The following is a 19,707-nucleotide window of genomic DNA, read 5'->3' on the forward strand; positions in this document are numbered from 1 at the left end:
AGCTAGATGAAAACCCTCACCCGAAAAGAAGAAATTATTAGTGTTGCCTCCCTGCTTTTTAAGGAAAAGGGCTATAGTGCTGTTTCCATGCGGGACATTGCGCAGGCTGTTGGAATGAAGGCTGCCTCGCTCTACAATCACATTAGCAGCAAACAGGAGATATTAGCAACACTTATCCTTCAGGTTGCCAAAGAATTTACAACAGGTATGGAAGCTGTAGTAGCCGAAAACAATGCGCCGTTGCAAAAAATTCAAACCATCATCGAAATGCATATCGATATTACGGTAAATTATTCCGAAGGGCTGGCGGCATTAAATAACGATTGGATGCATCTGGAAGATAAAGATCTCGCAGATTTTGTCCAAATGCGATCCGACTACGAAGAGAATTTCAGACAAATTATAAAGCAAGGGATTGATGCAGGTGAAATTCAACCGCGTCACCCTGAAGTAATTCTATTTTCAATTCTTTCTACCCTGCGCACGCTGTATCTCTGGTATCAAAAACGGGGAAAGCTGGATGTCAATGTATTAAAGAAAGATATGGTGGCGGTTTTCCTCAACGGAATCGTTAACAAACATTAACTTGCACATGTAACTAACAATCGTTAGTTTTGTGCTTCAAATCAGAAAAAGTGGCGAAGTTTCATACCATAAAAATAAAGGACATTTATAAGGAAACCGACGATTGTTCGGTCATTACCTTTGATGTGCCCACAGAGCTTTCGAAAGACTTTGCCTTTCGTCAGGGGCAACACCTTACCTTAAAAGCCGATATTAACGGGGAAGATATTCGCAGATCCTATAGTTTGTGTTCGAGTCCGTTGGATAATGAATGGCGTGTAGCGGTAAAACTAATCCCGGAAGGAAAATTTTCCTCCTTTGTAAATTCTACCTTAAAAACGGGGGATTTAATGGAAGTTATGGTGCCCAGCGGGACTTTTGGAGTAGATATACAACCTGAAAAAAGTAAAAACTACCTTTTCTTTGCCGCAGGAAGTGGAATTACTCCCGTTTTATCTATGATTAAGGCGCATTTGGCGTCCGAGCCCAATGCAACTTGTAAGTTGTTTTATGTGAATAGAACGGCAAAATCGATTATCTTTAAGGAAGAATTGGAACAGCTTCGGAATACCTATTTCGGTCGCTTGGAGATCTATTATTTCTTAACAAAAGAGCGAAGGGACATCGAACTCTTTAACGGACGTTTCGACGATGAAAAAATGGAGGTACTAACTAAAACCTTTATTGACATCCCCGATACCAGCGAGGTGTTCTTGTGCGGCCCGGAAGATATGGTAAACTATGTGAGTTCTTATCTGGTGCAAGCCGGACTTCCGAAAGAATTAATTCATTTCGAATTGTTTGTCACCGGACTTTCGGAAGAAGACAAAGCACGAGCTGAACGTTTGGCGCAACAAAATGTGGAAGGTGTGGAAGTAACCATCGTAGACGGAGGCAAGGAGTTTCAGTTTACAATGACTAAGGACTACGACAACATTCTCGATGCTGCTTTGGGAGCAGGAGCCGATTTGCCCTTCGCTTGTAAGGGCGGTGTTTGCAGCACCTGTAAATGTCAGGTGGTGGAAGGAAGCGTAGAGATGAAAATAAATTACGCCTTGGAAGATAAAGAGGTGGCTCAGAATTTTGTGTTGAGTTGCCAGTCGGTGCCAACGTCTGAAAAAGTAAAAGTAGATTTTGATGTATAACAGCTCACGGCCAACAGCCTAAAGCTTAAAGCATATTACTATGAGTGAAAAAGAAATTAAGAACGCCGGGACTGAGCGAAGCCGAAGTCTGGAAGAAATTTTCGAAGCACGAATTGCGCGTGATGAAAAAATAGAACCCAAAGACTGGATGCCGGAAAAATACCGGCAAACACATATTCGTCAGATTTCTCAGCATGCACATTCCGAAATTGTTGGGATGCTACCTGAGGGAAACTGGATTACCCGAGCTCCTTCGCTAAGGCGTAAAGCTGCTTTACTCGCGAAAGTACAGGATGAAGCAGGACACGGTTTGTACTTGTATTCGGCCTGTGAGACATTAGGTATCTCGAGAGACGAATTATACGAGCAATTGCATTCGGGCAAAGCAAAATATTCTTCAATTTTTAATTACCCCACAGTTACCTGGGCCGATATGGGTGCCATTGGCTGGTTGGTAGATGGTGCAGCTATTATTAACCAGGTGCCATTGTGTAATACCTCTTTTGGACCTTATGCAAGAGCCATGGTGCGAGTGTGTAAGGAAGAGAGTTTTCACCAACGTCAGGGTTTTGAAATTATGCTCACCCTTTGTAAGGGTACTCCCGAACAAAAAGCGATGGCACAAGATGCCTTAAACCGTTGGTGGTGGCCAAGTATTATGATGTTGGGACCTACCGATGCAGCTTCAGTCCACACCGAACAATCCATGAAATGGAAACTGAAACGAAAAACTAACGACGAACTACGACAGCAATTTATTGATCAAACCGTTCCGCAGGCAGACTTGTTAGGTCTTACAGTTCCGGATCCCGATTTAAAATTCAATGAGAAAACCGGGCATTACGATTTCGGTGAAATAGACTGGGATGAATTCTGGCAGGTAGTAAAAGGCCACGGCCCCTGCAATAAAGAACGCATGAATGCCCGTGTAAACGCATGGAATGAAGGAGAATGGGTGCGTGATGCAGCCATGGCATACGCCGAAAAGCAGGAAAAGAAAAAAGTAGCGAAAGCAAGTTAAAAACGCAGAATATGAAAAAAAACTGGCCTTTATGGGAAGTATTCGTTCGAAGTAAAAACGGATTGGAACACAGACATTTCGGGAGCTTACACGCTGCAGATGCCGAAATGGCAATGGAGAACGCTCGTGACGTCTATACTCGCAGAAATGAAGGAGTAAGTATTTGGGTGGTTGAAAGTATTCACATCACAGCCTCAAACCCGGCAGATAATGGAGAATTGTTCGAGCCGGCTCAGGATAAGGTATATCGTCACCCTACCTTTTACAATCTACCCGACGAAGTAAAACATATGTAATATGAAATCGAAATCGAAAATGAAATCGAGAAATGAAAATTTACAATTTAGATAGTCGATTTGAAGATTTTGCTGCATCAATTGTTGTAAGTTTTATGCAGACGCCAAAATCTTTTGCAGCAGATTACCTTTCTAAACAACTCATAAGATCTGCCTGTTCATCTGCATTAAATTTTGGAGAATTTGAAGGTGCGGGTTCGGATAAAGATAGAGCTAATAAATTAAGAATTGCATTGAAAGAATTGCGAGAGTCACTGAGGAATATTAATATTCAAATTAAAGCGAATCTCATTGATTCTAATAATATTGCAGCAATAAGAAATGAAAATGACGAACTTATCAGAATAGTCGTTTCACTTCTCAAAAAATATAGTTAATTTTTTCGATTTCGATTTGGGTTTCGATTTCGATTTTAAAAATTCTAAATGAAAAATTTATATAACTACATACTCACAATAGCCGACAACTCTCTTATTTTGGCACAGCGCCTTGGAGAATTATGCGGTCATGGTCCCAATCTGGAAACCGATATAGCCCTCACTAACATTTCGCTGGATCTTATTGGACAAGCTCGGAGTTATTATCAGTATGCGGCAAAAGTTTCGGGAGAAGACAAAACCGAAGACGATATCGCGTTTCTTCGTTTAGAGCGCGAATATATAAATGTATTGTTGGTTGAACAGCCCAACACACACTTCGGTTATGTGATGGCACGTCAGTTTTTGTTCGATGTCTATCATCTTAAATTCATGGAACAATTACAGAATAGCAAAGACAGCCAATTAGCGGCAATTGCGACAAAGGGAATCAAAGAAGTGAGTTACCATTTAAGATTTTCAACAGATTGGGTGAAACGTTTGGGTGATGGTACCGAAGAGAGTCATACTAAAATGCAGGAGGCCATTGACGATTTATGGAGATTCACAAACGAATTGTTTTTAATGACGGAAGCGGAAGTTGCTATGGCTGATGCCAATATTGGTGTAGATGTTTCAAAAATGAAGGAATCGTATTATGAGGAAGTGTCAGGAATTCTTTCCGAAGCAACCTTAACAATTCCCGAAAGCACCTATTTCACCAAGGGAGGGAAAGAAGGAATTCATTCCGAACATATGGGATATCTTTTAGCCGATTTACAGTATATGCAGAAAACCTTTCCGAATATGACGTGGTAAATGACAGTTACTTTAGAACCACATATCGATCAACATTTAATTCCTGTTCTTGAAACCGTTTCAGATCCGGAGATTCCTGTATTGTCAGTGTTGGATCTAGGAGTCATTCGCGAAGCAGTTGAAGAAAACGGAATTATAAAAATAAAATTAACCCCCACCTACTCCGGCTGTCCGGCAATGGATGTGATTGGGGATGATCTTAGAAGCGCTTTTTCAGAAATTGAAAAGGAGGTTGAAATAGAAATGGTGCTTGCACCTGCCTGGTCCACCGATTGGATAAGTGAAGCGGGAAAACGAAAAATGGAAGCTTATGGTATCGCAGCACCATTGGAAGAAACAGCCGATAAAGATGCTTTATTGGGCAATGCGAAAATTGTAAAATGTACCAATTGCGGCAGTACGAACACCCGATTGGTGAGTCAGTTTGGCTCGACAGCATGTAAAGCACTTTTTAAGTGTAATGATTGCCAGGAACCGTTCGATTATTTTAAATGTTTAAAATGATGTTGGGATTACGAACTACAATATATAAAGTAAGTGATTTAGGTAAGGCTAAAGCCTGGTATACCAAAGCATTTGGCATATCACCCTATTTTGATGAACCTTTTTATGTGGGTTTTAATATCAAAGGCTACGAATTGGGATTGTTGCCGGAAGAAAGTGCGCCCATTGCAAAAGCAGATAATGTACTATCCTATTGGGGTGTCGAAAAAATTCAGAAAGAATACGACCGAATGATTTCCTTAGGCGCTTCAGAACATGAAATACCCACCAATGTGGGAGGTGACCTCATGGTCGCTTCAGTAAAAGATCCTTGGGGCAATGTGATAGGATTGATTTACAATCCTCACTTTAAATTAGCGTAAGAAACAATGAGTTCAATACAATTTAAAATAGCAAACACAATAGGGTGGATTACACTCAACAGACCGGATGTGTTCAATAGCTTTAATCGAGAAATGGCATTATTGTTACAGGACAAGCTGGACGTATGCGAAACGAACGAAGAGATACGTGCCGTCGTGATTACCGGAAGCGGAAGAGCTTTCTGTGCCGGGCAGGATCTTAAGGAAGTAACTACGCCTGAACTCAATCCGGGCTTTAAAAAAATACTGGAAGAGCATTATAATCCCATTATTCAAAGAATAAGAGCAATAGAAAAACCGGTTATTGCCGCCGTAAACGGCGTAGCAGCAGGTGCCGGAGCAAACATTGCCTTGGCTTGCGATGTGGTAGTAGCTTCAGAAGGTGCAAGCTTTATTCAGGCTTTTAGTAAGATTGGTTTGGTACCGGATAGTGGGGGAACTTTCTTTTTACCGAGATTAATCGGCTTTCAAAAGGCATCGGCGTTAATGATGTTGGGAGATAAGGTTTCTGCTGAAGAAGCTGAAAAACTGGGAATGATTTACAAGGTTTTTTCTTCTGAAGATTTAAATGCCGAAGTCACTGTATTAGCCGAAACACTCGCACAAATGCCCACCAAGGCTTTGGGAATGACAAAACGCCTGCTGAATCAGTCAATGAGTAATAATTTATCATCACAACTGGGAATTGAATCCAAATTGCAAATTGAAGCGGCTCAAAGTGAAGATTATGCCGAAGGAGTTGCAGCATTTGTGGCAAAAAGAAAACCCGTTTTTAAAGGAAAATAGGTAAAAAAATGTAAAACCGAAAAATTTAAAATGTAAAAGTGTGTCACACTTAATACTTTTTCATTTTGTATTTATAATTTATGATTAAAAAAGTTGGAATAATAGGTTCAGGAACCATGGGAAGTGGAATTGCACAAGTTGCAGCAACCGCAGGCTGTACTGTGAAAATTTACGATACCAGCGCCGAGGCTCTTGAAAATGCAAAAGCAGCTCTTGAAAAAATTCTACTTCGGCTGGTTGAAAAAGCACGCATTGATGCTTCAGAAAAAACCAGAATCCTTGGAAATATTCGGTATGTAAATTCTTTAAAAGATTTGTCGGATTCCGAATTGACCATTGAGGCAATTGTAGAAAATCTGGACATTAAGAAGAAGGTTTTTCAGGAATTGGAAAGTTATGTTGCCGAAGATTGTATCATAGCTTCGAACACATCCTCACTGTCCATTGCTTCTATTGCGGCTTCATTACGACAGCCGGAACGCTGTGTGGGAATTCACTTTTTCAATCCTGCACCCTTGATGCAATTGGTTGAGGTAATTCCTGCTATTCAGACTTCAGAAAAAACACTAAATACTTCGGTTACTACCATAAAAAACTGGAAAAAAATAGTGGCGATCGCCAAAGATACTCCGGGTTTTATCGTTAATCGGGTAGCACGTCCGTTCTATGGAGAAGCACTGCGAATCTATGAGGAGGGGATAGCCGATTTTGCTACGATCGACCATGCTATGAAAAACAGTGGCGGATTTAGAATGGGACCATTCGAATTAATGGATTTTATAGGAAACGACGTGAACTATACCGTTACCGAAACCGTTTTTGAGGCCTTTTATTACGATCCACGCTACAAACCCGCTTTTACGCAAAAGCGTTTTGCTGAAGCCGGTTACCTGGGAAGAAAAAGTGGAAAAGGTTATTATAATTATAGTAAGGATGGTGCAATTGTCATTCAGAGCGAAACGAAGGAATCTCAAAACAATGAAATACAACAACAAATATTCAACCGAATTCTTGTAATGCTCATCAACGAAGCAGCCGATGCTTTGTTTCTGAATGTTGCTTCGGCTGAAGATATAGACAATGCCATGACCAAGGGAGTAAACTACCCGAAAGGTTTATTGGCCTGGGCAGACGAAAAAGGAATCGATTGGTGTGTTCAGCAAATGGACAAGTTGTACAATGAATATCATGAAGACCGATATCGTTGTTCGCCTTTGTTGCGGAAAATGACTAGGGAAAATAAAAAGTTTTTTAATTAAACAGGATGTCCCCCTGAGCGCACCTGCCAGCCGGCAGGCAGGGTCGAAGGGTTTAACTATGGATGCAAATAAGATCCCATACAAAATGTTATCACAGGATGCCTTTAGTCAGTGGCTGGGGATAGAGATCTTGGAATGTGAATTAGGCCGATGCAAAGTTGGAATGACGGTGCGAAAGGAAATGCTGAACAGCATGAAAAAGGCGCATGGCGGAATTAGCTACAGTTTGGCCGATACAGCCTTCGGATTTGCAGCTAATACGCATGGAAAGTATGCAGTTTCTATTGAAACGTCCATCAATCATATTGAAGCTCTGGAAGAAGGAGATCAATTAACAGCTGAAGCTACATTGGATCTTCAGAAAACTAAAATCGGATTCAATATCGTTGAAGTTCGGCGAGGAACCGAATTAGTGGCGCTGTTTAAAGGCGTTGTGTATAGAACCTCAAAAGACTGGGAAGAATAGGGAAATGTAAAATGTAAAACCGAAAAATTAAAAATGTAAAAAGTGTCAATACTTTAGCCTTTTAAATTTTTCATTTAAAATTTTAACTTTGAAAGAAGCATATATCATTGACGGAGTGCGGACTCCCATTGGAAGTTATCAGGGAATTTTAAGTGCTGTGCGAACAGACGACTTGGGGGCTTTGGTTATTTCTGAAATTGTAAAAAGAAATCCCAACATTCCGAAAGAAGCATTCGATGATGTGATTATGGGATGTGCCAATCAGGCGGGTGAAGATAACCGAAATGTGGCTCGTATGTCGCTGCTGCTGGCAGGACTGCCTTTCACCGTTCCCGGTGAAACAGTCAATAGACTGTGCAGCAGCGGACTGTCAGCAATTATCCACGCCAATCGCGCAATTAAAGCGGGCGACGGTGATGTATTTATTTCCGGCGGTGTTGAAAACATGACCAGAGGACCTTATGTGATTGCAAAACCTTCTACGGGATTCGGTACCGACGCCAAAATGTACGACTCCAGTTTCGGGTGGCGCTTTGTGAACCAGAAGATGCACGATTTGTACGGAACAGACGGGATGGGTAATACAGCCGAAAATCTTGTTGAAAAATATAATATCACCCGCGAAGATCAGGATGCGTTTGCTTATAACAGTCAGATGAAGGCTTCGGCGGCCCAACAAAACGGCAGATTAGCCAAGGAAATCGTGCCTGTGGAAATTCCGCAGCGGAAAAAAGATCCCATAATATTCAAGGACGATGAATTTATTAAACCAACCACTTCCAAAGAGATTCTGGCAAAATTACGCCCGGCCTTTAAGAAAGATGGTAGTGTTACTGCCGGGAATTCTTCCGGATTAAACGACGGAGCAGCTGCTACTATCATTGCTTCCGAAGCAGCCGTAAAGAAATACAATTTAAACCCTTTGGCACGAATTGTTAGCTCGGCTGTAATAGGTGTGGAACCGAGTATCATGGGTATTGGTCCCGTTGAAGCGAGCAACAAAGCTTTGGAAAAAGCAGGTCTTACTATGAACGATATGGACGTGATAGAACTAAACGAGGCTTTTGCATCACAGGCATTGGCCTGTATTAGGGCATGGGGACTTAAGGACGATGATCCGCGAATCAATCCCAATGGAGGTTCTATAGCTATTGGACATCCACTGGGAGTTACAGGTGCGAGAATTGCTTATTCGGCAGCTTTGGAATTGATTGAGCAGCATAAAAGGTACGCACTAATAACTATGTGTGTTGGTGTGGGGCAGGGTTATGCTGCGATTATTGAAAATGTGAATCTGTAAATATGAGAATCTTAATTATCGGAGGAAACGGAACTATTGGTAAAACCATCACCAAAAGATTGTATGATAAGCACGATGTGCTAATCGCAGGCAGAACTTCCGGTGATGTTGAGGTCGATATTGCTTCATCAGCTTCCATCACTGATATGTTTCAGAAAGTGGGACAGGTAGATGCCATTGTAAATGTTGCGGGGGATGCCAAATGGGATAAGTTCGATAACCTTTCCGAAGAAGATTTTTACATAGGTATTCGCAGTAAAATGATGGGACAGGTGAATTTGGTACGATTGGGAAGAGCGTTTTTAAATCCGGGAGGATCTATCACTTTGACCACGGGAATTTTGGCTGATGAGCCTGTAGACATGACCACAAGTGCGGCTATGGTAAACGGAGCAATTCAAAGCTTTGTAAAGGCAGTAGCCTTAGAACTGGAAAACGGCATTAGAGTGAACGTGGTTTCGGCCGATTTGGTGGAAGATTCCTATGAAAAATACAAAGATTATTTCCCCGGAAATACCCCGGTTCCCATGCAAAAGGTGGTTGATGGCTATGTGAAAAGTGTGGAAGGAAAAATTAATGGAGAAATCATACGGATTAGAGCATAAGATGAGGATTAAGCTTTTGAAGGTAAATCTTTAAAAACTTGTGAATTAGTGATTTGATAATTAAAAGGATTAGAATCCTATTTATATAACAAAATTATGAATAAACTACAAAACTACGTTACAGGTCAATGGCTTGAAGGAAATGGAGAAGGCGTGCCTATGCACGATGCGGTTACAGGTGAAATCGTTGCCTTGTCCGATACCAAGGGTCTTGACTTTGGTGAAATCCTGCAATACGGAAGAGAAAAAGGCGAAGTGCTTCGCAATATGACCTTTCAGGAAAGGGGGATGATGCTAAAGAAGCTGGCTTTGTATCTCAATAAGCGCAAGGAACAATTCTACGAAGTGAGTTACCGTACCGGTGCTACACGTATTGATAGTTGGATAGATATTGAAGGAGGGTTTGGAAATTTATTTGCCAATGCTTCGCTTCGGAAATTGTTTCCCAATCAGTCATACCACGTAGAAGGCGATCCTATCGATTTATCGCGTGGTGGACGTTTTATGGCGCATCATATTATGGTTCCCAAAAAGGGAGTTGCAATTCATATTAACGCTTATAACTTCCCGGTTTGGGGCATGTTGGAAAAATGTGCCGTTAATTGGATGGCGGGAGTTCCGGCGGTTGTAAAACCTGCGACCAATACCTCTTTTCTTACAGAAGCAGTAGTACGCGAAATTATAGCTTCAAAAATTCTTCCTGAAGGTGCTTTACAACTTATTTCAGGATCGGCCAGAACGATTCTGGATACAGTCGAGTCTCAGGATGTTGTAACCTTTACGGGTTCTGCCACCACCGGAAGAATGCTGAAAACACATCCGCGAATTATAGAAGAGGCAGTACCTTTTAACATGGAAGCCGATTCATTAAATGCTTCCGTTCTAGGGGAAGACGCGGTACCGGAAACACCCGAATTCGATTTGTTTATAAAGGAAGTTCGAAATGAAATGACCGTAAAGGGCGGACAAAAATGTACCGCCATTCGACGCATCATTGTTCCGGAAAAACTGATGGAAGATGTGCAAATTGCACTTGGAAAAGCATTGGATAAAGTTACCATCGGTGATCCACGATTGAAGGAAGTGCGCATGGGCGCCTTGGTGAGTATGGATCAAGTGACCGAAGTGCACGACAGGGTGAAAGAAATAGCCAAGTCAGCGCAGATTGTTTACGGAAATTTAGACAAGGTTGACGTTATTGGAGCCGATTCGAAAAAAGGGGCGTTTATGAGTCCTATTCTGCTTCGGGCAGATCATCCTTTCGATAATTGTGCGGCACACGATACCGAAGCATTTGGACCGGTAAGTACATTAATGCCTTATAAAAATCTTTCCGAAGCCATTCAATTGGCACAGATGGGAAAAGGCTCATTGGTGAGTTCCATTATCACAAATGACAATAAAATTGCCAAAGAATATACAGTAAATGCTGCTTCACATCACGGAAGAATCCTAATTCTGAATCGTGAAAGCGCCAAACAAAGTACAGGACACGGCTCTCCGTTACCAACATTGGTGCATGGCGGACCCGGTCGCGCAGGAGGGGGAGAAGAAATGGGTGGAATTCGCGGGATCAAGCATTATTTGCAGCGATGTGCGATTCAGGGTTCGCCAACTACGCTTACTGAAGTTACAGGTATCTATCAGCCTAAGGCTGATTATAAAGATGCCGAAAAGCATCCGTTTGCCTATCATTGGGAAGATATTGAGCCCGGAATGTCATTAAAGACACATAAACGTACCCTTACCGATGGCGACATTGTAAATTTCGCCAACCTTACCTGGGATCACTTTTACGCCCATACAGATATCACTTCATTAGACGGAAGTATTTTTGAAAAACGAACCGCTCACGGTTATTTTATTCTTGCAGCGGCTGCAGGTTTGTTCGTGTATCCCAATAAAGGGCCGGTGGCGGCTAATTACGGATTGGAAGAATGTAGATTCTTGCGACCTATTTATCACAATGATACGGTATATGTCCGACTCACCTGCAAGCAAAAAATAGATCGCGACCAAAGAGGTGCGGAATTACCCAGTGGGATCGTAAAATGGTATGTTGAGGTTTTCGATGCCGAACCTGCCGACGATCAGGAGGATTTGGTGGCAGTTGCTACAATTCTGACAATGGTTCAGAAAAAGCAGACTGTTTTTACTGAAATGACTTCAGAAAAAATAGAAGAACTTTTAAGTAAACTTAGCGAAGATACTAAGCCGGAATGGGGTATTATGACACCACAACATATGATCGAACATCTTGAAGTTACGTATCGAATCGCTTCAGGAGAAATCCAGGATTTTGACGTGGCTACGCCTGAAAAATATCTGGAAAAAACATACGAATCGCTCTATAATTATGAACCGTTTCCGAAGAATACGAACTTCCCGTTACTTACAAAGGATACGCTGGAGTCGTTGCAGCACCCCGATCTGGAGACGGCGAAGCAAAAGTTTTTGGAAGCGAGAAACGAGTATTTACAATACTTTAAGGAAAACCCGGAGGCAAAGCTTAAAAACATTGTGTTTGGGGAATTAAACAAATTTGAATGGTATTTAATGGAACGCAAGCATTTGAATCATCATTTTAGTCAGTTCGGATTGTTATAATTTAAAACAGAAAAATATAAAACAGAAAAATGTAAAAGTTCAAAATAAAATACCTTTTTACTTTATCATTTTAGATTTAAAATTTAGTATTTTAATATGACCCAGCCCTACGTAAAACAAGACATACAAAACGGAATCTCAACCATAGAATTCTTTCATCCCGCTCACAATAGTTTGCCGGGTGATATTCTGGCGAAATTGGTAGATGCCATTAATGAAGCAGGAGCCAACGATGAGGTAAAGGTAATTATCCTTAAAAGCGGTGGCGAACGCACCTTCTGCGCCGGAGCCAGTTTTAAGGAACTTATCAATATTAACGATGCGGAGACAGGGAAAGTGTTTTTCAGTGGCTTTGCAAACGTTATTAATGCGATGCGTAAATGTCCTAAATTTATTATTGGTCGCATTCAAGGAAAGACCGTTGGAGGAGGTGTGGGAGTAGCTTCGGCAACCGATTATTGTATGGCTTCCAAATTTGCCTCAATTAAATTAAGCGAGTTAAATGTGGGAATTGGTCCATTTGTGGTTGGACCTGCCGTAGAGCGCAAATTGGGTCTAACCGGTATGTCACAAATTGCTATCGATGCCGATACTTTTTACGATGCCGAATGGGCCAGACAAAAAGGATTGTATGCTGAAGTTTATGATTCTACTGAAGCGCTGGACGAGGCAGTGCAGGCTTTTGCCGAAAATTTATGTACTTATAATCCGGAAGCCATGAAGGAGATGAAAAAAGTGATGTGGGCGGGCACCGAAGACTGGGATAATCTCTTGGCCGAACGCGCCGCAATAAGCGGCAGACTAGTGCTTTCCGATTTTACAAAAGAAACGTTGAAAAGATTTAAATAAAAAACCGCAAAATGTAAAACTGCAAAATGTAAAAGTTAAAACTGTTCATATAATGCTTTTTTACTTTATCATTTAAAATTTATGATTTACAGCTTTAAAGGACATATTCCCGTAGTGCATGAAAGCAGCTTTGTACATCCGTTGGCAGCAGTTACCGGAAATGTGATTATTGGAAAAAATTGTTATATAGGTCCGGGGGCTGCGATTCGCGGGGACTGGGGCGAGATAATCTTGGAAGATGGTGTAAATGTGCAGGAAAACTGTACGGTACATATGTTTCCGGGGAAATCGATTGTTTTAAAGAAAGGAGCTCATGTGGGTCATGGAGCCGTGATTCATGGTGCCAATTTGGGACGGAATTGCCTTATTGGAATGAATAGTGTAATCATGGACGATGCGGTGATTGGTGATGAATGTATTGTTGGCGCGATGAGTTTTGTAAAAGCCGAAACAGTTTTTTCGAAGCGGAAGTTAATCGTTGGCAATCCGGCGAAGGCGATTAAAGATATTTCAGATGAAATGATCGACTGGAAAACAGCAGGAACGAGGTTGTACCAACAATTACCGAAGGATTGTCATGAAACACTTCGTGAAGTAGAGCCTTTACGGGAAATTCCGAAGGAGAGACCTGTGCAGGAAGATTTTTATAAGACGCTTCAGGAGATAAGAAAAGAGCATAAAGAGTAATAACAATAATGTATTAAGTGTCACACTGAGCCTGTCGAAGTGTTGTCGAAGCATCGAATGTTAAAATATGACTAAAACAGAATTTAAAATGCCCCGCATGGGGGAGAGCATCACCGAAGGAACCATCATCAACTGGTTGGTAAACGAAGGCGATAGCTTTGAGGAAGGAGATATTCTCTGTGAAGTAGCGACAGACAAGGTAGATAATGAAGTGCCGGCTCCTGCTTCAGGAAAAATGCTTCAGCATAAGTTTGGGCCCAAAGATGTGGTCCCTGTGGGCCAAGTGATTGCGATTTTAGAACTTTCAGGAGACCAAAAATCTATCCCTTCAGAAAAAAAGGAGAAAAAGGAAACTTCAGAAGTAATAACTTCAAAAAAATCTAAATCCAAACCTACATCTACCTCATTTAAGGTAAATGAAAACGTGTTTGTAAGTCCGTTGGTGGATAGCATCGCACGCAAGCATCACGTGAGTTATGAAGAACTGGCGCGTATTCCCGGAACAGGAAAGGACAACCGATTGCGTAAAAGCGATTTGTTGAATTATATCGCTGAAGGCAGACAGTTTCAGTTTGCACAAGCTGTGGCACCGGGGTCCGGATTTCAGGTTCCCGATCTTCAATTTGACAAGGGTAAAGGGAAAATGGTAGAGATGGATCGTATGCGTCAGCTAATTGCAGATCATATGGTTTTTAGCAAACATACGTCTCCTCATGTTACTGCCTATGTGGAAGCCGATTTAACCAATATGGTGGAATGGCGCAATAAAAACAAAGTAGCTTTTCAGAAAAAACACAGCGAAAAACTAACGTTTACCCCACTTTTCATCGAATGTGTTGCCAAGGCTATCAAGGCATTTCCTATGATAAACTCTTCTCTGGACGGAACAACAATTATAGTAAAAGACGAAATTAACATTGGGATGGCAACTGCCTTGCCAAGTGGAAACTTAATTGTTCCTGTAGTAAAAAATGCCGATAAAAAAAATCTGAAGGAATTAGCGGCAACCACCAACGAATTGGTTGGAAAGGCCCGCGATAACAAATTAAAAGGCGATGATGCCAAGGGAAGCACTTTTACCATTAGTAACGTGGGAACTTTTGGAAGCCTTATGGGCACCCCCATTATCAATCAGCCGGAAGCTGCTATTCTCGCGACAGGAATTATAAAGAAAAGAGCAGAAGTTATGGAAAGAGAAGATAGCGATACGATAGAAATAAGACAAATGATGTATCTGTCCCTTTCATTCGACCATCGAATTGTGGATGGTTATTTGGCAGGTTCTTTTTTACGAAGGATTGCCGACGAAATGGAACAGTTTGATTTGAACAGGAAATTTTAGAATGAGCAAAATAAACAAAGAAATACTTAAAAAAGCATTTGTAAATCTGGTTACTGCTAAGGCAATGACCGAGGTATATGAAGAAAACTTTAAGGTAGTTTCAAAATACGTACACGCAACGTCCCGGGGTCATGAAGTAATTCAGACGGCAATCGGGATGCATTTGCAACCGCAGGATTATGCCTTTCCGTATTATCGCGATGATGCCATGTTGCTCGCAATAGGTATGAAACCTTATGAGCTGATGTTACAAATTCTGGCAAAACGCGATGATCCTTTTTCAGGGGGAAGAACTTATTATTCGCACCCCAGTTTGCGCGATGACGATAAGCCCAAGATTCCGCATCAAAGTAGTGCAACGGGGATGCAGGCCATTCCGGCTACCGGGGTCGCTTTAGGTATGTGGTATAAAGAGTCTGAAAAATTAAACAATCCTAAAGAAGAACATCCTTTTGTGGTGTGTTCTTTGGGAGATGCATCGGTCACTGAAGGAGAAATTGCCGAAGCTTTCCAAATGGCGGCCCTAAAGCAACTCCCCATATTGTATTTGGTGCAGGATAACGGTTGGGATATTAGTGCCAATGAAGCCGAAACACGGGCTCAAAATGCTTTTGAATATGCTGCGGGATTTCATGGATTGGAGGCTGTTTCCATTGATGGAACCGATTTTGAGGAATCTTATGCAACGCTCGAAAGTGTGATTCACAAGATTAGAACCGAAAGAAGACCATTTTTGGTGCATGCCAAGGTTCCTTTGTTGAATCATCATACTTCAGGAGTGCGGATGGAATGGTATAGGGACGATTTGGAAGAAGCACAAAGTAGAGACCCTTACCCGAAACTGAAAAAGTTATTGTTGGATGGCGGTTTTTCTGAGAAGGAATTAAATTCGATAGAAACCGATGCTTTAGACCAGATTAAAAATTCATTAACACAGGCACTGGCAGCTGAAGATCCTCGCCCCGAAGATTTATTTACACACGATTTTGCACCCACTACAATCACCGAAGAAACCGGAACTCGTGCTCCAAAAGGAGCCGAAAAAGTAGTGATGGTTGATTGTGCGCTCTTTGCTATTGAAGAATTAATGGCGAAGCACAAGGAATGTCTATTGTACGGTCAGGATGTAGGAGGAAGGCTTGGAGGCGTTTTTAGAGAAGCCGCGACCCTTGCTCAAAAGTTCGGGGACAACCGTGTTTTTAATACACCAATCCAAGAGGCATTTATTGTAGGTTCTACGGTTGGAATGAGCGCCGTGGGTTTAAAACCTATTGTTGAGGTTCAGTTTGCCGATTATATCTGGCCGGGACTTAATCAACTATTTACCGAGGTAAGTAGAAGTTGTTACCTATCCAATGGAAAATGGCCCGTATCGATGATACTTCGTGTTCCCATTGGTGCCTATGGCAGTGGGGGTCCTTATCATTCCTCATCTGTAGAAAGTGTGGTGACGAACATACGAGGTTTAAAAATTGCGTATCCGAGTAATGGGGCCGATTTGAAAGGCTTGCTGAAAGCAGCCTATTACGACCCCAATCCGGTGGTTATTTTTGAACACAAGGGATTGTATTGGAGTAAGGTGCCGGGAACCAAAGGTGCGACTTCGGTGGAACCTTCGGAGGACTATATTTTACCCTTTGGAAAGGCCTGGGTATTGCAGGAAATTTGGCCGCAAGAGGAAGAAGAGACACTTTCTATTATTACATACGGAATGGGAGTACATTGGGCATACAATGCTTCAAGAGAGTTAAAAATGACCGATAAAATAGAAATAGTAGATCTACGAACGTTGCATCCTTTGGATTATGAAACCGTATTCAAATCGGTTAAAAAATGCGGTAAATGTTTGGTGGTAACTGAGGAACCTTCAGAGAACAGTTTTTCAAGAGCCTTGCAAGGTAGAATTCAGGAAGAGTGTTTTCAGCAATTGGATGCTCCTGTAATGGTAATTGGTTCCGAAAATATGCCTGCAATTCCGTTGAATTCGGTTTTGGAACAAACCATGATTCCTTCTACTGAAAAGGTGAAAGCCAAGATTTTGGAATTATTGAATTACTGAGAAAAATAGGTTTTCAATTTTATTGAAAAGGCATAAAAAAACCCTCAATTTTTGAGGGTTTTCTGATTTATTTTTTCATTGCTCCGGGGGGATATTCGGCTAAAATTTCTTTGACAATTTCACGAATTCGCTCTTCTTTTTTTTCAATATTTTTAGTAACAAGTGTGGAAGTGCCCATACCCTGCCATACCAATTCGTTGGTTTTAGCATCTATTAAATCTATATACAATGTACCTTCGGTAGTTGTTGAAACCGAATTTCCGTAATAGCCTCCGTACCACCATGGATTCCATCCCCAGCCGTAGCCAAAGTTTCTTTGGTATACATCAACTCGCTCCTTCTCTTTGGTGAAAATACTTACTAATAGGGTAGGACTTTCAGATTTAGCCATGCCTTTAATCGAGAGTTCGCTGTCGATTGAACGAAGAATCCTTTTCTTATCCAAATCGGAAATTTTTGCCTTGTCTATACCGGGTTTGTAAAAGGCATACGAATTATACGCGTCGAAATTGGCATTCTTGTCGTAATCGGCGGCTACTCTCACCGAGCTACATGCTGCAAGCACAAAAAGCACTAAAAGAGAAATAATTTTAAAAGCTTTCATATCAATTTTTTTTAAAAAGTGAATCATCTACAAAATTGGGAAGTGTTACCTGCAAGTTTGGATTGTTATGCATCGCTCTTTTAATAGCGAAAACAGCTTCCTCATTTCGCGCCCAACTCCGTCGTGCGATTCCGTTATTTACATCCCAGAAAAGCATAGATTCTAAGCGGCGTTGCGCGTCTTTACTACCATCAAGAACCATACCAAATCCCCCGTTTATCACCTCTCCCCAGCCAACACCACCGCCATTGTGAATACTCACCCACGTTGCTCCCCGGAAACTATCACCTATCACATTATGGATGGCCATATCGGCTGTAAATCGGCTGCCGTCATAAATATTTGAGGTTTCTCTGTAAGGCGAATCGGTACCCGAAACATCGTGGTGATCTCTTCCCAATACTACCGGTCCAATTTTGCCTTCGGCTATAGCCTTATTAAATGCTGACGCGATCTTAACGCGTCCGTCGCTATCTGCGTAAAGGATACGGGCTTGTGATCCTACAACCAGCTTATTTTCCTGCGCGCCCCGGATCCATTGGATATTATCGGCCATTTGTTGTTGGATTTCCTCCGGAGCATCTTTCATCAATTCGTTTAAAACATCACTTGCGATTGCATCGGTTTTGGCAAGGTCTAGCGGATCTCTCGAAGTACATACCCAGCGAAACGGACCAAACCCGTAGTCGAAACACATAGGGCCCATGATGTCTTGTACATAGCTGGGATAGCGAAACTCTGATTGAGGTCTCGACTGTGCTCGACCTGACACTTCTTTTTTAGCCATGATATCGGCTCCGGCTCGAGATGCCTCCAAAAGAAAGGCGTTTCCATAATCGAAGAAATAAGTACCTTTTGCAGTGTGTTTATTTATGGCAACGGTATGTCGACGTAATGTTTTTTGTACTTCCTTTTTAAACCCTTCAGGATTTGTGGCCATCATGTTGTTGGATTCTTCATAGGTTAATCCTACAGGATAATAACCACCAGCCCACGGGTTGTGCAAAGAAGTCTGATCACTTCCTAAATCGATATGAATATTTTCAGTATCGAAATGTTCCCATACATCTACAATATTTCCGTCGTAGGCTATGGAAACTGTTTCTTGTGCTGAAATGGCTCGTTTTACGCGATTGCTTAATTCATTCAAATCGGAAATCACTTCGTCTACCCAACCCTGCGAATGACGTGTATGCGTAGCTTTTTGATTCACTTCGGCACAGACCGTAATACAGCCGGCAATATTTCCGGCCTTGGGTTGCGCGCCACTCATACCGCCCAAGCCCGATGTAACAAACAAACCCCCTTTTGGAGATTTCTTTATTTTTCGGAAACCATTCAGTACAGTAATAGTGGTTCCGTGAACGATCCCTTGCGGACCAATATACATATAGCTTCCTGCTGTCATCTGCCCGTATTGGGTAACTCCTAAGGCATTGAATTTTTCCCAGTCGTCCGGTTGAGAATAGTTTGGGATCATCATTCCATTGGTTACAACAACCCTAGGGGCGTCTTTATGTGACGGAAATAAACCTAGAGGGTGTCCCGAATATACCACCAGAGTTTGTTCATTTGTCATTTCAGAAAGGTATTTCATCACCAATCTGTATTGCGCCCAATTCTGAAAAACAGCCCCATTCCCACCATAGGTAATCAGTTCATGTGGATGTTGTGCTACGGCATAATCCAGATTATTCTGAATCATGAGCATGATTGCCTTTGCTTGCTCCGATTTTCCGGGATATTCTGAAAGAGGACGTGCATAGATAGGGTGGTCCGGACGAAAACGATACATATAAATTCTTCCGTAAGTATTTAATTCAGAAGTAAATTCGAGTAGGAGGGTGGCATGATGTTTAGGGTCAATATAACGAAGTGCATTCCGTAAGGCAAGTTCTTTCTCTTCAGCCGACAGAATTTCTTTTCTTTTAGGCGCGTGATTTATGGTAGAATCATAAGGTTTTGGAGTAGGTAATTGATGTGGAATTCCTTGTTGTATTTCTTCTTGGAACGTCATGTTTTTTAGTATTCAGTATTCAGTATTCAGTATTCAGTATTCAGTATTCAGTATTCAGT

20 protein-coding genes are annotated in these 19,707 nt (G+C 41.7%); 18 read left to right on the forward strand and 2 right to left on the reverse strand.

Features of this window, described 5'->3' with window-relative positions; translation table 11 throughout:
- Positions 1-6: 6 nt before the first annotated feature.
- The 18 genes from ATE92_RS07435 (at position 7) to ATE92_RS07520 (ending at position 17,027) form a co-directional block, all read left to right on the forward strand.
- Positions 7-585 carry a TetR/AcrR family transcriptional regulator gene (locus tag ATE92_RS07435; protein WP_100803098.1) on the forward strand — a complete coding sequence of 193 codons (579 nt, stop codon included), beginning with the start codon at positions 7-9 and terminating at the stop codon, positions 583-585.
- A 50-nt stretch (positions 586-635) separates the two neighbouring features.
- Positions 636-1,709 carry a 2Fe-2S iron-sulfur cluster-binding protein gene (locus tag ATE92_RS07440; protein WP_100803099.1) on the forward strand — a complete coding sequence of 358 codons (1,074 nt, stop codon included), beginning with the start codon at positions 636-638 and terminating at the stop codon, positions 1,707-1,709.
- A gap of 40 nt (positions 1,710-1,749) precedes the next feature.
- Positions 1,750-2,730: a 1,2-phenylacetyl-CoA epoxidase subunit PaaA gene (gene paaA, locus ATE92_RS07445; RefSeq protein WP_198515603.1), complete on the forward strand. Its 981-nt coding sequence runs from the start codon at positions 1,750-1,752 to the stop codon at positions 2,728-2,730.
- A gap of 11 nt (positions 2,731-2,741) precedes the next feature.
- Entirely contained in the window at positions 2,742-3,026 is a 285-nt protein-coding gene (gene paaB / locus ATE92_RS07450) for a 1,2-phenylacetyl-CoA epoxidase subunit PaaB (protein ID WP_100803101.1), read from the forward strand.
- A 32-nt stretch (positions 3,027-3,058) separates the two neighbouring features.
- Positions 3,059-3,403 carry a four helix bundle protein gene (locus ATE92_RS07455; RefSeq protein WP_100803102.1) on the forward strand — a complete coding sequence of 115 codons (345 nt, stop codon included), beginning with the start codon at positions 3,059-3,061 and terminating at the stop codon, positions 3,401-3,403.
- A 48-nt stretch (positions 3,404-3,451) separates the two neighbouring features.
- On the forward strand, positions 3,452-4,201 hold the full coding sequence (gene paaC, locus ATE92_RS07460; protein ID WP_100803103.1) for a 1,2-phenylacetyl-CoA epoxidase subunit PaaC: 750 nt from the start codon (positions 3,452-3,454) through the stop codon (positions 4,199-4,201).
- On the forward strand, positions 4,202-4,705 hold the full coding sequence (gene paaD, locus ATE92_RS07465; RefSeq protein WP_100803104.1) for a 1,2-phenylacetyl-CoA epoxidase subunit PaaD: 504 nt from the start codon (positions 4,202-4,204) through the stop codon (positions 4,703-4,705).
- The gene (locus tag ATE92_RS07470; protein ID WP_232729132.1) at positions 4,702-5,067 is read left to right on the forward strand and encodes a VOC family protein; all 366 of its coding nucleotides are present in this window, start codon (positions 4,702-4,704) and stop codon (positions 5,065-5,067) included. Before paaD ends, ATE92_RS07470 begins: the two co-directional genes overlap by 4 nt.
- 6 nt (positions 5,068-5,073) lie before the next feature.
- Entirely contained in the window at positions 5,074-5,853 is a 780-nt protein-coding gene (locus ATE92_RS07475; RefSeq protein WP_100803105.1) for an enoyl-CoA hydratase-related protein, read from the forward strand.
- A gap of 80 nt (positions 5,854-5,933) precedes the next feature.
- A complete protein-coding gene (locus ATE92_RS07480) occupies positions 5,934-7,112 on the forward strand; it encodes a 3-hydroxyacyl-CoA dehydrogenase NAD-binding domain-containing protein (RefSeq protein WP_100803106.1) in 1,179 nt (392 codons plus the stop codon).
- Between the two features lie 58 nt (positions 7,113-7,170).
- Positions 7,171-7,578 carry a PaaI family thioesterase gene (locus ATE92_RS07485; protein WP_100803107.1) on the forward strand — a complete coding sequence of 136 codons (408 nt, stop codon included), beginning with the start codon at positions 7,171-7,173 and terminating at the stop codon, positions 7,576-7,578.
- 88 nt (positions 7,579-7,666) lie between these two features.
- Positions 7,667-8,878, forward strand: a complete 1,212-nt coding sequence (locus ATE92_RS07490; protein ID WP_100803108.1) for an acetyl-CoA C-acyltransferase — start codon at positions 7,667-7,669, stop codon at positions 8,876-8,878.
- A gap of 2 nt (positions 8,879-8,880) precedes the next feature.
- Positions 8,881-9,483: a short chain dehydrogenase gene (locus tag ATE92_RS07495; protein WP_100803109.1), complete on the forward strand. Its 603-nt coding sequence runs from the start codon at positions 8,881-8,883 to the stop codon at positions 9,481-9,483.
- Between the two features lie 96 nt (positions 9,484-9,579).
- Positions 9,580-12,090: a phenylacetic acid degradation bifunctional protein PaaZ gene (gene paaZ, locus ATE92_RS07500; RefSeq protein ID WP_100803110.1), complete on the forward strand. Its 2,511-nt coding sequence runs from the start codon at positions 9,580-9,582 to the stop codon at positions 12,088-12,090.
- A 96-nt stretch (positions 12,091-12,186) separates the two neighbouring features.
- Entirely contained in the window at positions 12,187-12,939 is a 753-nt protein-coding gene (locus tag ATE92_RS07505; RefSeq protein WP_100803111.1) for an enoyl-CoA hydratase/isomerase family protein, read from the forward strand.
- An 81-nt stretch (positions 12,940-13,020) separates the two neighbouring features.
- Complete coding sequence (locus ATE92_RS07510; protein ID WP_100803112.1) at positions 13,021-13,626, forward strand: transferase hexapeptide repeat family protein; 606 nt, start codon at positions 13,021-13,023, stop codon at positions 13,624-13,626.
- Positions 13,627-13,693: 67 nt separating this feature from the next.
- Entirely contained in the window at positions 13,694-14,968 is a 1,275-nt protein-coding gene (locus tag ATE92_RS07515; protein WP_232729133.1) for a dihydrolipoamide acetyltransferase family protein, read from the forward strand.
- A gap of 1 nt (position 14,969) precedes the next feature.
- Positions 14,970-17,027: a thiamine pyrophosphate-dependent enzyme gene (locus ATE92_RS07520; RefSeq protein ID WP_100803114.1), complete on the forward strand. Its 2,058-nt coding sequence runs from the start codon at positions 14,970-14,972 to the stop codon at positions 17,025-17,027.
- 67 nt (positions 17,028-17,094) lie between these two features.
- Here the strand turns inward: ATE92_RS07520 and ATE92_RS07525 are convergent, their stop codons facing one another.
- Together ATE92_RS07525 and ATE92_RS07530 are read right to left on the reverse strand one after the other, a co-directional pair.
- Positions 17,095-17,631 carry a DUF4136 domain-containing protein gene (locus ATE92_RS07525; protein ID WP_100804393.1) on the reverse strand — a complete coding sequence of 179 codons (537 nt, stop codon included), beginning with the start codon at positions 17,629-17,631 and terminating at the stop codon, positions 17,095-17,097.
- A gap of 1 nt (position 17,632) precedes the next feature.
- The gene (locus ATE92_RS07530) at positions 17,633-19,648 is read right to left on the reverse strand and encodes a urocanate hydratase (RefSeq protein WP_100803115.1); all 2,016 of its coding nucleotides are present in this window, start codon (positions 19,646-19,648) and stop codon (positions 17,633-17,635) included.
- Between the last annotated feature and the right edge of the window lie 59 nt (positions 19,649-19,707).

Source organism: Ulvibacter sp. MAR_2010_11, assembly GCF_002813135.1.
GTDB lineage: Bacteria > Bacteroidota > Bacteroidia > Flavobacteriales > Flavobacteriaceae > Altibacter.

Bases quoted from the DNA above. Each gene is read 5' to 3' on its own strand.
- ATE92_RS07435 (WP_100803098.1), top strand. From the start codon at position 7: ATGAAAACCCTCACCCGAAAAGAAGAAATTATTAGTGTTGCCTCCCTG.
- paaA (WP_198515603.1), top strand. From the start codon at position 1,750: ATGAGTGAAAAAGAAATTAAGAACGCCGGGACTGAGCGAAGCCGAAGT.
- paaB (WP_100803101.1), top strand. From the start codon at position 2,742: ATGAAAAAAAACTGGCCTTTATGGGAAGTATTCGTTCGAAGTAAAAAC.
- ATE92_RS07455 (WP_100803102.1), top strand. From the start codon at position 3,059: ATGAAAATTTACAATTTAGATAGTCGATTTGAAGATTTTGCTGCATCA.
- paaC (WP_100803103.1), top strand. From the start codon at position 3,452: ATGAAAAATTTATATAACTACATACTCACAATAGCCGACAACTCTCTT.
- paaD (WP_100803104.1), top strand. From the start codon at position 4,202: ATGACAGTTACTTTAGAACCACATATCGATCAACATTTAATTCCTGTT.
- ATE92_RS07470 (WP_232729132.1), top strand. From the start codon at position 4,702: ATGATGTTGGGATTACGAACTACAATATATAAAGTAAGTGATTTAGGT.
- ATE92_RS07475 (WP_100803105.1), top strand. From the start codon at position 5,074: ATGAGTTCAATACAATTTAAAATAGCAAACACAATAGGGTGGATTACA.
- ATE92_RS07480 (WP_100803106.1), top strand. From the start codon at position 5,934: ATGATTAAAAAAGTTGGAATAATAGGTTCAGGAACCATGGGAAGTGGA.
- ATE92_RS07485 (WP_100803107.1), top strand. From the start codon at position 7,171: ATGGATGCAAATAAGATCCCATACAAAATGTTATCACAGGATGCCTTT.
- ATE92_RS07495 (WP_100803109.1), top strand. From the start codon at position 8,881: ATGAGAATCTTAATTATCGGAGGAAACGGAACTATTGGTAAAACCATC.
- paaZ (WP_100803110.1), top strand. From the start codon at position 9,580: ATGAATAAACTACAAAACTACGTTACAGGTCAATGGCTTGAAGGAAAT.
- ATE92_RS07505 (WP_100803111.1), top strand. From the start codon at position 12,187: ATGACCCAGCCCTACGTAAAACAAGACATACAAAACGGAATCTCAACC.
- ATE92_RS07510 (WP_100803112.1), top strand. From the start codon at position 13,021: ATGATTTACAGCTTTAAAGGACATATTCCCGTAGTGCATGAAAGCAGC.
- ATE92_RS07515 (WP_232729133.1), top strand. From the start codon at position 13,694: ATGACTAAAACAGAATTTAAAATGCCCCGCATGGGGGAGAGCATCACC.
- ATE92_RS07520 (WP_100803114.1), top strand. From the start codon at position 14,970: ATGAGCAAAATAAACAAAGAAATACTTAAAAAAGCATTTGTAAATCTG.
- ATE92_RS07525 (WP_100804393.1), bottom strand. From the start codon at position 17,631: ATGAAAGCTTTTAAAATTATTTCTCTTTTAGTGCTTTTTGTGCTTGCA.
- ATE92_RS07530 (WP_100803115.1), bottom strand. From the start codon at position 19,648: ATGACGTTCCAAGAAGAAATACAACAAGGAATTCCACATCAATTACCT.